At 40.7% G+C, this 12,502-nt stretch carries 11 protein-coding genes; 8 read left to right on the top strand and 3 right to left on the bottom strand.

The features are described from left to right. Window positions 1-44: 44 nt before the first annotated feature. The 5 genes from glpD to FXF70_RS11830 all read left to right on the top strand — a co-directional run bounded on the left by glpD (window position 45) and on the right by FXF70_RS11830 (window position 6,679). Complete coding sequence (gene glpD / locus FXF70_RS11855) at window positions 45-1,706, top strand: glycerol-3-phosphate dehydrogenase (protein WP_039169256.1); 1,662 nt, start codon at window positions 45-47, stop codon at window positions 1,704-1,706. A 144-nt stretch (window positions 1,707-1,850) separates the two neighbouring features. Next, complete coding sequence (locus FXF70_RS11850) at window positions 1,851-3,596, top strand: phospho-sugar mutase (protein ID WP_098681052.1); 1,746 nt, start codon at window positions 1,851-1,853, stop codon at window positions 3,594-3,596. Window positions 3,597-3,747: 151 nt separating this feature from the next. Beyond that, window positions 3,748-4,893, top strand: a complete 1,146-nt coding sequence (locus FXF70_RS11845) for a GAF domain-containing sensor histidine kinase (RefSeq protein WP_148780293.1) — start codon at window positions 3,748-3,750, stop codon at window positions 4,891-4,893. Beyond that, the gene (locus FXF70_RS11840) at window positions 4,890-5,540 is read left to right on the top strand and encodes a response regulator (protein WP_148780292.1); all 651 of its coding nucleotides are present in this window, start codon (window positions 4,890-4,892) and stop codon (window positions 5,538-5,540) included. Before FXF70_RS11845 ends, FXF70_RS11840 begins: the two co-directional genes overlap by 4 nt. Before the next feature lie 254 nt (window positions 5,541-5,794). Continuing rightward, a complete protein-coding gene (locus FXF70_RS11830; protein WP_017360351.1) occupies window positions 5,795-6,679 on the top strand; it encodes a GNAT family N-acetyltransferase in 885 nt (294 codons plus the stop codon). A gap of 35 nt (window positions 6,680-6,714) precedes the next feature. On the opposite strand, the gene FXF70_RS11825 is transcribed toward FXF70_RS11830, so the two are convergent. Beyond that, window positions 6,715-6,963, bottom strand: a complete 249-nt coding sequence (locus FXF70_RS11825) for a YhdB family protein (protein WP_008349000.1) — start codon at window positions 6,961-6,963, stop codon at window positions 6,715-6,717. 128 nt (window positions 6,964-7,091) lie between these two features. On the opposite strand from FXF70_RS11825, the gene FXF70_RS11820 reads away from it, so the two are divergent. After that, window positions 7,092-7,475, top strand: a complete 384-nt coding sequence (locus FXF70_RS11820; RefSeq protein ID WP_148780291.1) for a YqzG/YhdC family protein — start codon at window positions 7,092-7,094, stop codon at window positions 7,473-7,475. A gap of 45 nt (window positions 7,476-7,520) precedes the next feature. Here the strand turns inward: FXF70_RS11820 and FXF70_RS11815 are convergent, their stop codons facing one another. Together FXF70_RS11815 and FXF70_RS11810 are read right to left on the bottom strand one after the other, a co-directional pair. Then, entirely contained in the window at window positions 7,521-8,996 is a 1,476-nt protein-coding gene (locus tag FXF70_RS11815; protein ID WP_041091807.1) for a catalase, read from the bottom strand. Window positions 8,997-9,156: 160 nt separating this feature from the next. After that, on the bottom strand, window positions 9,157-9,588 hold the full coding sequence (locus tag FXF70_RS11810; protein ID WP_007497090.1) for an Rrf2 family transcriptional regulator: 432 nt from the start codon (window positions 9,586-9,588) through the stop codon (window positions 9,157-9,159). 183 nt (window positions 9,589-9,771) lie between these two features. On the opposite strand from FXF70_RS11810, the gene FXF70_RS11805 reads away from it, so the two are divergent. Together FXF70_RS11805 and FXF70_RS11800 are read left to right on the top strand one after the other, a co-directional pair. Further along, window positions 9,772-10,971, top strand: a complete 1,200-nt coding sequence (locus tag FXF70_RS11805; RefSeq protein WP_148780290.1) for a globin domain-containing protein — start codon at window positions 9,772-9,774, stop codon at window positions 10,969-10,971. Window positions 10,972-11,038: 67 nt separating this feature from the next. Further along, window positions 11,039-12,463 (top strand): SpoVR family protein, encoded by a 1,425-nt coding sequence (locus FXF70_RS11800; protein ID WP_377862888.1) that lies wholly within the window; start codon window positions 11,039-11,041, stop codon window positions 12,461-12,463. The last annotated feature ends 39 nt before the right edge of the window (window positions 12,464-12,502 follow it).

The following is a 12,502-nucleotide window of genomic DNA, read 5'->3' as shown; positions in this document are numbered from 1 at the left end:
TGCGGTCTCTTTTTCTTTACCGTACAACATGGGAGGAACAAGAGATGACTTTTTCTAGCTTAGAAAGAGAACAAATGCTTCAGGACATGACAAAAAAACCATATGATGTGTTTATCATTGGTGGGGGTATTACAGGCGCAGGTACGGCACTTGATGCGGCTTCACGCGGAATGCGTGTCGGTCTTGCGGAAATGCAGGATTTCGCAGCAGGTACGTCTAGCCGCTCAACGAAACTAGTGCACGGTGGACTTCGTTATTTAAAACAATTTGAAGTAAAAATGGTCGCAGAGGTCGGTAAAGAGCGTGCCATCGTATACGAAAACGGTCCTCATGTGACAACGCCAGAATGGATGCTTCTTCCGATGCATAAAGGCGGGACATTCGGTAAGTTTTCAACTTCAATCGGACTTAGAGTATATGACTTTTTAGCTGGCGTTAAGCATAGTGAACGCAGAAGTATGCTAAGTGCAAAAGAGACACTTGCAAAAGAACCACTTGTGAAAAAGGATGGCTTAAAAGGCGGGGGCTACTATGTTGAATACCGTACAGATGATGCACGTCTGACAATTGAAGTTATGAAAGAGGCTGTGAAATTCGGGGCAGAAGCGGTCAACTATGCGAAAGTAAAAGAATTTATTTATGATAAAGGCAAAGTTGTTGGTGTTGTTATTGAAGATGTCACAACACAGAAAACATACGATGTATATGCGAAAAAAATCGTCAATGCGACTGGTCCATGGGTCGATCAGCTAAGAGACAAGGATCACTCAAAAGAGGGTAAACATTTACAACATACAAAAGGAATTCACTTAGTATTTGACCAATCTGTTTTCCCATTAAAACAAGCAATCTACTTTGACACACCTGATAAACGAATGGTCTTTGCGATTCCAAGAGAAGGAAAAACGTACGTGGGAACAACAGATACCGTTTACAAAAAACAGCTGGAACATCCGCGTATGACAAAAGCAGATCGTGATTACGTGATCAAAGCCATTCAATATATGTTCCCAGATCTTCATATTACAGAAAAAGACGTTGAATCTAACTGGGCTGGTCTTCGTCCACTCATTCATGAAGAAGGAAAAGATCCTTCAGAAATTTCTCGTAAAGATGAGGTATGGACATCATCTTCAGGCTTAATCACGATTGCCGGCGGTAAATTAACAGGTTACCGTAAAATGGCTGAACACATTGTGAATCTTGTACGTGATGGACTGAAAGAGGAAACTGGAAAAGATTTCGGACCATGTAAAACGAAACATATGCCAATTTCAGGTGGGCATGTAGGCGGTTCGAAAAATATGGCATCCTTTGTTCAAGCGAAAACGGCAGAAGGAGCATCCGTTGGTTTGACAGAACCGATTGCACAAAAATTAGCTGAGAAATATGGCTCAAACGTCAGCAATGTCTTCAAGCGTGTAGAGCAGCTTCAAGGGGAAGCAGACAAACGAAACATTCCCGCATATGTGTTGGCTGAACTTGTCTATGCGATCGAAGAAGAATTGGCTGTAACACCTGTCGATTTCTTCTTGAGAAGAACAGGCAGCCTATTATTTAATATCAATTGGGCAAAAACGTATGCACAGCCTGTTGTTGACTATATGGCAGATCGTTTTGGCTGGGATGAAGCGACAAAACAGAAACATCAAACTGAATTAGACCGACTATTCCATGAAGCAGTCGTACCGCTTGATGCTGAATAAGTAAAAAGCCGATCGTGTATCGGCTTTTTTTATTTTGTTCATCGTTTTTTCATATGTTCATGATATAACATGACATGAAGGATAATTCCATATAAAATAACAGTAGATGTTATTTTATTGATGATAAGAGCTGGGAGGACGACCATGAGTTGGAATACGAATTATGAGCGTTGGATCAATGAGAAGCACCTGGATACTGAACTAAGGGAATGGCTGGAGGCACATCAAGATGATCATCAAGCGCTTGAAGACTGCTTCTACAAAAACCTTGAGTTTGGTACTGGAGGAATGCGCGGAGAAATTGGTGCTGGAACGAACCGAATGAATGTTTACACTGTTCGAAAAGCATCTGCTGGTCTTGCTGCGTATATTGCAGCACATGGAGAGGATGCAAAAAAAAGAGGCGTCGCCATTGCCTATGATTCACGCCATAAATCTCCTGAATTTGCGATGGAAGCGGCCAAAACACTTGCTTCGCATGGCATTCAAACATACGTATTTGACGAACTGCGTCCGACACCAGAACTCTCTTTTGCAGTTCGAGAACTGAATGCCTTTGCAGGGATTGTTGTGACAGCAAGTCACAATCCGCCAGAATATAATGGCTATAAAGTTTATGGAGAAGATGGAGGCCAAATGCCCCCATTTGAAGCAGATCAAGTCATTAAAGAAGTAGATGCCATCGAAAATGAATTAGCCATTTCAGTGGAATCAGAAGAAGTATTGAAGCAAAATGGTTTGATCCGCATGATTGGTGAAGAAATCGATCAAGCGTATATGGAAAAATTAAAAACCATTCGTGTGCACCCTGAGCTTGCAAAAGAAGTCGATGTTAAAGTGGTGTTTACCCCGCTTCATGGGACGGCGAATAAACCTGTCCGAAACGGACTTCAGGCCTTTGGTTATAAGCATGTGACGGTTGTACCTGAACAGGAGAAACCAGATCCGCAATTCTCGACGGTTACGTCTCCAAATCCAGAGGAGCATGCCGCTTTTGAATACGCCATCAAGCTTGGCGAAAAGCAAAATGCTGATATGTTGATTGCGACAGATCCAGATGCAGATCGATTAGGTATCGCTGTGAAAAATCATGATGGTGAATTTACCGTTTTGACGGGCAACCAAACAGGCGCATTACTGCTGCATTATTTATTATCTGAAAAACAAAAACTAGGTCAGCTGCCGCCTCGCCCCGTTGTAATGAAAACGATTGTGACAAGTGAGCTTGGGCGTGCTGTTGCCTCAGCATTTGGAGCTGACACGATTGATACGCTCACTGGCTTTAAATTTATCGGAGAAAAAATCAAGCAGTTCGAGGAAAGCGGAGAATACACGTTTCAATTTGGCTATGAAGAAAGCTACGGCTATTTGATCGGTGATTTTGCACGAGATAAAGATGCAGTTCAAGCGGCGCTATTAGCAGTTGAGGTCGCAGCCTTTTATAAGAAACAAGGCAAGTCATTATACGATGCGCTTGTTGATATTTTTAAGGAATTTGGATTTTATAGAGAAGGGTTAAAGTCATTAACCTTAAAGGGGAAAGTAGGAGCAGAGCAGATTTCTGCTATTCTTCATACCTTTAGATCAAACCCGCCAGCTTCTATCGCTGGTCAGCGCATTACGGTCATTGAGGATTATCAATCAAGTCAAAGGCACCTTGTGGCTGAAAAGAAAGAAGAAACGATTCATCTGCCGGCATCAAACGTCCTGAAATATTTCCTTGAAGATGGCTCATGGTTTTGTTTACGACCTTCTGGTACGGAGCCTAAAGTCAAATTTTATATTGCAGTCAAAGGCACATCGTTAACAGACAGCGAAGAAAAGCTGAAACACTTATCAGAAGAAGTCATGAAAGTCGTCTATGACATTGTGGAAGAAACAGCTAAATAAAACATCACAAAGCCATCATGTCATGCATGATGGCTTTTTCTCAGTCAAAAGGATGAGAAAAAATCATCCTTTTTGAGAAAGAGCCGCACAGATGCTCATGGTATAATCAACATATTGATCAGAGAGGCAGTAAAAGCCGGGGGTACACACGATGGGAGATTACCAAGAAAAAGTCAAAACATTAAAAACGTTAAAAGAAATTGCTGAAAAGCTAAATGAAGGAATGGAAATGAAGGAAACGCTTCATGAAGTGCTTCATATGCTTATGGAAGTGACAGGCTTTCAAACAGCATGGATTTATTTTATAGAAGAAGACGGATCGTATGAACTAATGGCAGAAGTATGCTTACCTGAAGCGCTGGCAAAGCATCAAAAAGAGCTCATGTGTCAAAACGATTGCTATTGCATCAAACGCTACACGAAAGGCTCACTGCAATCAGCGACCAATATCATCAATTGTAAACGGATTGAAACGGCGATTGAGCAAAAGCTTGGAGATACAGAAGGAATTACCCATCATGCAACCGTTCCGCTCCAAGCATGTAAGCGTACGTTTGGCTTATTAAATGTGGCGGCAAAAGGGAAGGTCACATTTACACAGGAGGAGCTGAATCTGCTTGAAAGTATTGCACTGCAAATAGGTACGGCTATTCAGCGTATGAAGCTTGTGCAAAATGAGCAGCAGCATGCACTGCTAGAAGAACGAAACCGGCTTGCGCAGGATTTACATGATTCTGTGAATCAAATGCTGTTTTCCGTGAGTTTGACTGCAAAGGCAGCGCGTCAAATGACCAGTGATCAACATTTAGGGGAAATGATTGATTTTATTCAGCATTTATCACAAGATGCCCTCATTGAAATGCGCTCACTCATATGGCAGTTAAGACCAAAAGGACTTGAAAAAGGATTTACGACAGCGATTGAAGAGTATGCACAGCTTTTAGGTCTAAATTGTTCATTGTCTTTATCAGGCTGTATGGAAATAGATCATTCAAAGCACGAGACCTTATTTCGCGTATGCCAAGAAGCTCTAAATAATTGCCAAAAGCATGCGGGTGTTGAGAAAGTCGAGGTCAAACTGGAGCAATCAGGAGATACGTTTGGTATGAAAATCATCGATCAGGGAAAAGGATTTCAGTACGATGAACAAATGAGCCTTCCTTCACTCGGTCTGAAAGGTATGTCTGACCGCATCAAAAGAGCTGGAGGGACATTTTGTATAGAGTCTGAGCTTGGTAAAGGAACCACTATTCAAGTAAAGGTGCCATTTTCTCAAGAAAGGAAGGGATCTTCATGAGAGTCGTCATTGCAGATGATCATCATATTGTGAGAAAAGGGCTTGTGTTTTTCCTGCAGACACAGTCTGACATTGAAATCGTTGGTGAGGCTTCTAATGGAGAAGAAGCATTAGTAATTGTCAGACAAACGCGCCCTGACATCGTTCTCATGGATTTATCGATGCCTGTAATGAATGGCATTGAGGCAACGAAACAAATGACGCTGGAAATGCCTGATACCCGTATTGTGATCCTGACAAGCTATGCGGATAAAGATTATGTTATTCCCGCCATTCAAGCAGGGGCAAAAGCCTATCAGCTCAAGGATGTAGCGCCAGAAAAACTTCTTACGACAATGATTGACGTACAAAAGGGCACCTATCAATTAGATGGTCATATCACCAATTTTCTTGTGCAGCATTTGACTGAACCAAAAGAGCAAAGATGGGAGTTAATGAAAGAGCTGACCAATAGAGAGAGAGAGGTCTTATTCGAAATTGCAAAGGGCAAAAGCAATAAAGAAATTGCCTCATCTTTGTTCATTTCTGAAAAGACTGTCAAAACGCACGTATCTCATGTATTATCAAAACTAGAGCTGGCAGATCGTACCCAAGCGGCTCTGTATGCAGTGGATTATCAAAAAAGTCAGCCCAAAGAGCTGCTATAACAGAAGGGAATTTAGTCGTATGCTAAAACTTTTAAGCACACATTTAGTTCAATGAATTGAATAAAAAGAGCACAGTTGTTGGTTTATTTGACGTGCCCTTTTGCGTGAAAAGAGATGTATGTTCAGTCTGATGTCTATTAGATAAAACGTTAAAAGACTTGATGAGTATATGCTCATCAAGTCTTTTTTATTTGAAGGAGGTGATAAGCCAAACCGGCTGACTAAAGGTGAAATGATAAAAGGAGGAAATGAGCATGGACACATATGAATTAGTGAGTGATTATCGCCATGATAACGAATTGAAAGAAAGCTTTAATCAATTAGCGATCAAAACTTTTGATTTGGATTTTAGTGACTGGTACAAAAGAGGATATTGGGATGAAAAATACATTCCTTATTCCTTTGTCCATCACGGGAAAGTCATCTCAAATGCTTCCGTTTATCTTCTGTCACTGGTCATTGATGGCGAAACGTATCGAGCTGTTCAAATTGGCACGGTCATGACGGATCAAGCCTATCGCAACAAGGGATTAGCGACAAAGTTAATGCAGCATATTATGGATGCGTACGAACATGACAGTGATTTGATTTTTCTTTTTGCCAATGAAACTGTACTGGATTTTTATCCGAAATTCGGCTTTACCCGTTACCACGAAAGTGAATTTAGTCTCGATATCGGCAAAAGCGTCATTCAAATAAATAAGGATATGCGCCTCAAGCAGCTAACATTGGAACATGACCTGCCATTACTTGAACAGTTCGCAGAAAAACGTCAAACGGGTTCAATGAAATTAGATGCTGAGGATCATGGCAGCTTATTAATGTTCTACTTTACATTGGTTTGGCCGGATGCAATTTTTTATATTGAAGCGTTGGATACGATTGTCCTGATGAATGAAGAAAATGAAACCATACATGTCTTTGATATCATTTCTCTTGAGCCACAAAATATAGAGGAAGTTGTTGCACATATTATGAATGAAACGACGATAAAAGTGATGTTCTATTTTACTCCTGATACGTCAATTGACGGCTTACACACGGTGAAGGCGCCAAATGATGAGGATGCGCTGTTTGTTTATACAAAACAAGATTGGGTCAAAGACCACTTCATGCTTCCAATTACTGCGCACTGCTAAATGTATGTAAAAAGGCTGATCATCAGCCTTTTTCTTTATGTGTACATCGGTTCTGCATATGCTTCAGCAACGGCAGCCTCTGAAGCATGGTCGATATACTGCAGGAGTCCATATAAACATTTTTCAACATCTGCATCGTTCCGGTTAAATTGATACGCATGTAAGAAATGCTCAATACGTTTCGAGAGCAAATCATCTTGCGTACGGACCATAAGAATAAGTAAATTATCCCATTGCGAGCGATGCGTATAATAAAGTGCCTTATCATAATCTGCCACATTCATTAAACCTTCTCCTTTCCCTTGAGAAGTCTTACTTAGTTTGCTCGGATCAGATCGACTTTTTCAGGGGAAAAGTTGGTGTCTGCATAAACAGGGTACCGGGAATTATAGGCTGAATAAATGCTTGATGTATGAAAAAGAACCAACCAGCAAAACCTAAACAAAATAGATATGAAAGTGAGAATATTGATATTATGCACCCGAAATTATGGATGCTTTTTGCAGCAGGAATTGTTTTATTTGGCAGTCTGATGATTCATCCATCTTCACAAGCAGCCGAGCAGCCGGCAGAGAATTGGGAAAGACTTGCGTACACTGCCTTCCAAGATGAATATGAAGGCGCCGCTTTAAACGATTATCATTACATTGGACGTACACAAGTGAATGAAGATCAAACAAAAGATGTGTTTCGCGTGACCGTGAAGGAAGGCTCCACACGATTTGCAGCACATGCAGAAATTTATTTTCATCCGGTAACGGGTCATTTGATTAGTATTAACGTGTTTCGGTTATAAAAAAGCACCTCTTTTAAAAAGAGGTGCTCCAGCTGAAAAGAAGATTTATTTCATGCTTCCTTGAAGATATGAGCGAATATCCACACCGAGTGAATCCGCTAAACGCTGTCCATAATCTTCATCTGCACGATAGAAGTTGCAGATCGCAAGTAATTTCGTTTTTTCATTTACGTCTTTCAAGTCAGCTGTCAAGTTCTTGATCAATGCTTGTTTCTCTTCTTCAGAGTAGCTTCGATATTTTTCTCCAGCTTGTTTGAAATCGTTTGGTTTTTCGATTTTTTGTCTCACCATACGGTCACCGTGAAGAACCGGTTCACTTTCTTTGTAGTGAGGGTTTTCTTTTGGCTGATCGTCATAACGGTTTGGTTCATAGTTAATATGACCGCTTGGACGAGTTGTTGTCATAAAGCCATCCTGTTGGTTATTGTGAACAGGCGCATAAGGACAGTTCACTGGGATGCGCATGTAGTTTGCACCTAGGCGGTGACGCTGCGTGTCAGGATAAGAGAACAGACGACCTTGAAGCAGTTTGTCTTCAGATGCTTCAATTCCTGGTACTAGGGCACTTGGCGTGAAAGCAGCTTGCTCTGTTTCAGCAAAGAAATTTTCTGGATTGCGGTTCAGTGTCATGCGGCCTACTTTTTGCAGTGGATAATCTTCCTCGCTCCACGTCTTCGTCGGATCACATGGATCATAATCTAGTTCATCATAATCACTGAGCGGCATAAGCTGAACGTAAAGATCCCATGCTGGATAATTTCCTTTTTCAATACGATCATACAAATCTCTTGTCGCATGCTGGAAATCGTTTGCTTGAATTTCGGCAGCTTCTTCCATTGATAAATTGCGAATGCCTTCTGATGGTCTCCAGTGGTATTTCACATATTTTGTTTCTCCGTATTTGTTTACCCATCTAAACGTATGAACACCAGAACCGCGCATTTCAGCGTAGTTCGCAGGAATACCTTCGTCAGAGAAGAGCCATGTGAGCATGTGAGTGGATTCAGGTGTTAACGTCATAAAATCCCAATAACGGTCAGGATCTTGAATGTTGGTTACAGGATCTGGCTTAAGAGAGTGAACCATGTCAGGGAATTTGAGTGCATCACGAATGAAGAAGATCGGCAAGTTGTTCCCAACTAGATCATAGTTGCCTTCTTCTGTATAAAATTTGACAGCGAAACCACGAGGGTCACGTAATGTTTCAGGTGAACCTTTAGGGTGAATAACCGTTGAGAAACGGACAAAAACATCTGTTTGTTTTCCTTCTTCACTTAAGAAAGCTGCTCTTGTATGTTTCTCCATGCTATTTTCTACTTCAAACACACCATAAGCGCCAGCGCCTCTTGCATGAACAACACGCTCTGGAATACGTTCACGGTCAAAGTGTGCAAGTTTTTCAATCAAATGGTAATCATCAAGAAATGAAGGCCCTCTGTGACCAGCAGTTCTTGAGTTTTGATTATCGCCAACTGGCACGCCTTGATTCGTCGTCAAATTTTTATGATTAGAATTTGTCATTCTTTTTCTCCTCCTGTAAACAAAAAATGGTTTCTAGCAATCTATATACCCTAATTATATTGAATCAAACATGATAGTCAATATTTATTTATAATAATTTTAAATAAATTATTATTACAAGGAGGTAAAGAAAAAGACGAAAGAAATAAATTCTTTCGCCTTAGAGCAGAAGCTCTCTTAGAGCATCTTTGTTTTGTGTTAAATCACTTAATGTGTATTGGTCAAGAACGCGTAAATAAGCAGTGAGTGCTTCATGAAGTACGTGCTTTAATGAACAAATCGGGGAGATAATACAGCTGTTTTTCTTCGGATCAAAGCATTCCACCATGACTAAATCATCCTCTGTATAGCGGACAACCTCACCAATATTAATGCTTTCTGGGCTTTTCCCCAGCCTAATCCCACCATTTCTTCCGCGGATCGTTTCTACATAACCACGTTTTCCTAGATGGTAAATGACCTTTGTCAGGTGATTTTTCGAAATGCCATAAATATCGGCAATCTGCTGAATATTTGACAGTTCATTGTTTTCTCTCGAAGCTAAATAAATGAGTACCCTTAATGAGAAATCTGTATAATTCGTAAGTTTCATTTGGACGACCTCTAAACCTAATAGAGTTTTGTATCATCGTAACACATTTTAGACAAAAACTGTTCGAGAAAGTACTAAATGTGACAACATTTAAAACGTGTATTATAAATATTGCTTTTATACGTTGTCTTCCATTACGATAAAGATGTATTTAAAATACATCTTTTGAAAGAAGGAATAACGATGTTATCCACAGATCAAATGAATGCCATTAAACAATCAGCCCCTCTTCTAAAAGCTGAGGGAACAAAACTTGTGACAGTTTTTTATCAAAATATGATTAGACAGCATCCAGAGCTACTCAATCAGTTTAATAAAACAAATCTCATGAATGGAAGCCAGCCAGAGGCGCTTGCCGCAACACTCTATCAAGCTGCACTGCACATTGATCGCTTGGCAGACTTGTTACCTGCTGTGAAACAAATTGCCCATAAGCATGTCAGTGTCATGGTGAAAAAAGAGCAGTACCCAATCGTCGGATATCACCTTCTTGAAGCAATGAAAGAGGTATTTGGGTTATCAGAGGAAGATGACACATTGTTGGCTTGGAAGGCTGCATATGACATCATTGCGAATATATTCATCACCATTGAGGCAGAAATGATGGCTGAAAATGTGAAACAAACGGGTGGATGGGCAGATGTCAAACCGTTTATTCTGAAGAAAAAGAAACAAGAATCTCCATCACTCATTTCCTTTTATTTCGTACCAGAGGATGAATCGGAGCTACCAATGTATGAAGCTGGTCAATACATTACGGTGCAGGTAGATATGCCGGGTGAAGCCTATGTATGCAGCAGACAATACAGTTTATCAGATCAATATCACCCATCTTACTATCGCATCACCGTGAAACGAGATGGGCATGTCTCCACATTCCTGCATGATGAAATGAGAGAAGGCGATATTCTTCACGTCAGTATGCCGCAGGGAATGTTCTGCTTGCAAGATGACACAAAAGAACCCGTTTATTTGATTAGTGCCGGTTCTGGTGTCACACCAATGATTGGTTTAGTGAAAACAGCGTCGCATAACAATCAGCCATTCACGATGATTCATGCAGACAGACTAGAGGATGTAACCGCTTTCGAACAAGAGTTTGAACACGTTCTCACTTCATCTCCAGAGGGGCGTATTATCCTTTGTAACGAACAATTTGAAAAGAGTGGAAAGAGTGAGCTGGTTGAGAAGGCGGCTTCCCGTATTGACCAGCCATTCCTCCAATCAGTCATTGGTGAAGGGAAAGGCCAATTTTATGTTTGCGGTTCCCCAGCATTTACACAAGAGATGATCCTTAGTTTAAAAGCGATGGACATCCCGGAAGAGAATATCCATTATGAATCGTTCGGCGGGCAGTCCATGAAAGAGATGGAAGTCGTCTAAACAACTGGCTGAACATCATGTTTTATTAAGTACGCTCATATAGTAGGGATAAGTCCGATGAGGAGGGATGGTTTCCTTGAGCGTATCTGAAAAGCGTCTTTTACAACGAGCCATTGATGAAATTACAGAAATTGCAGAAGGGTTTGGTCTAGATTTTTATCCGATGAGGTATGAAATCTGTCCCGCGGAGATTATTTATACATTCGGTGCATATGGCATGCCAACACGATTTAGCCACTGGAGCTTTGGAAAGCAATTTCACAAAATGAAGCTTCATTATGATTTAGGATTAAGCAAAATTTATGAGCTTGTGATTAATTCAAATCCTTGCTATGCCTTTCTCCTTGATAACAATTCGCTTGTTCAAAATAAACTAATTGTGGCTCATGTCTTGGCACACTGCGATTTCTTTAAAAACAACTGCCGTTTCCAAAACACAAAACGAGATATGGTGGAAAGTATGTCAGCGGCAGCAGAGCGAATTAAAGAATATGAACATATCCACGGTACAAAAGAAGTCGAGTCCTTTTTAGATGCTGTATTGGCATTGCAGGAGCATATTGATCCGTCGCTTGTTCGTTCAAAATTAAGCTGGAATCTCGACGATGAAGATGAATATGAAGAGGACAAACCAAAACGCCAAACGCCATATGATGATTTGTGGGGAATGGATGAACCAAAAACACGTGAGAAAAAGAAAACGATCAAGCAATTCCCCCCAAAGCCAGAAAAAGATATTTTGCTCTTTATCGAGGCACACTCCCGGGAGCTAGAGCCTTGGCAGCGGGATGTGCTGACGATGCTGAGAGAGGAAATGCTCTATTTTTGGCCACAGCTAGAAACGAAAATCATGAATGAAGGCTGGGCATCGTATTGGCACCAGCGGATTATGCGTGAACTTGATTTAGATTCAAGTGAATCGATTGAATTTGCCAAATTAAATGCAGGTGTCGTGCAGCCATCTAAGACAGGAATCAATCCTTACTATTTAGGGCTGAAGATTTTTGAAGATATTGAAGAGCGCTACGATCATCCATGCGAGGAATTAAAAAAAGCAGGAGTGACGGAAGGGTCCGGTCGCAGTAAAATGTTTGAAGTGCGGGAAATTGAATCAGACATTTCTTTTATTCGAAATTACTTAACGAAAGACCTTGTGATGAGGGAAGATTTGTACTTGTTTCAAAAGCAGGGGAGAGACTATAAAGTCATTGATAAAGAATGGAAGGCAGTCCGTGATCAGCTAGTCAGCATGAGGGTCAATGGCGGCTTTCCGTATTTGACAGTCATCGATGGTGACTATTTAAAAAACAATGAACTCTATATTAAACATTGGTATGAAGGCATTGAGCTCGATCTCAAATACTTAGAAAAGGTACTTCCATATTTGCATCAGCTATGGGGAAGAAGTGTGCATATCGAGTCAGTTCTTGAAGGAAAAGAAGTGATGTTTTCATACGATGGAAAAGGGGTTCATAGGAAGTATCTCACTTAATGATCAAAAAAGATGTCTACGACTAGACATCTTTTTTTG

This window comes from Bacillus sp. Y3 (assembly GCF_008123875.1).
GTDB classification, from domain to species: domain Bacteria; phylum Bacillota; class Bacilli; order Bacillales; family Bacillaceae; genus Bacillus; species Bacillus altitudinis.
The sequence above is the reverse complement of the archived record's forward strand: the minus strand, read 5'-3'. Positions and strand labels throughout refer to the sequence as shown.

Excerpts from the sequence above, each read along its gene's own strand:
- FXF70_RS11830 (WP_017360351.1), top strand. The coding sequence starts at position 5,795 with ATGGACACATATGAATTAGTGAGTGATTATCGCCATGATAACGAATTG.
- FXF70_RS11840 (WP_148780292.1), top strand. The coding sequence starts at position 4,890 with ATGAGAGTCGTCATTGCAGATGATCATCATATTGTGAGAAAAGGGCTT.
- glpD (WP_039169256.1), top strand. The coding sequence starts at position 45 with ATGACTTTTTCTAGCTTAGAAAGAGAACAAATGCTTCAGGACATGACA.
- FXF70_RS11800 (WP_377862888.1), top strand. The coding sequence starts at position 11,039 with ATGGTTTCCTTGAGCGTATCTGAAAAGCGTCTTTTACAACGAGCCATT.
- FXF70_RS11815 (WP_041091807.1), bottom strand. The coding sequence starts at position 8,996 with ATGACAAATTCTAATCATAAAAATTTGACGACGAATCAAGGCGTGCCA.
- FXF70_RS11845 (WP_148780293.1), top strand. The coding sequence starts at position 3,748 with ATGGGAGATTACCAAGAAAAAGTCAAAACATTAAAAACGTTAAAAGAA.
- FXF70_RS11805 (WP_148780290.1), top strand. The coding sequence starts at position 9,772 with ATGTTATCCACAGATCAAATGAATGCCATTAAACAATCAGCCCCTCTT.
- FXF70_RS11825 (WP_008349000.1), bottom strand. The coding sequence starts at position 6,963 with ATGAATGTGGCAGATTATGATAAGGCACTTTATTATACGCATCGCTCG.
- FXF70_RS11850 (WP_098681052.1), top strand. The coding sequence starts at position 1,851 with ATGAGTTGGAATACGAATTATGAGCGTTGGATCAATGAGAAGCACCTG.
- FXF70_RS11820 (WP_148780291.1), top strand. The coding sequence starts at position 7,092 with ATGAAAAAGAACCAACCAGCAAAACCTAAACAAAATAGATATGAAAGT.
- FXF70_RS11810 (WP_007497090.1), bottom strand. The coding sequence starts at position 9,588 with ATGAAACTTACGAATTATACAGATTTCTCATTAAGGGTACTCATTTAT.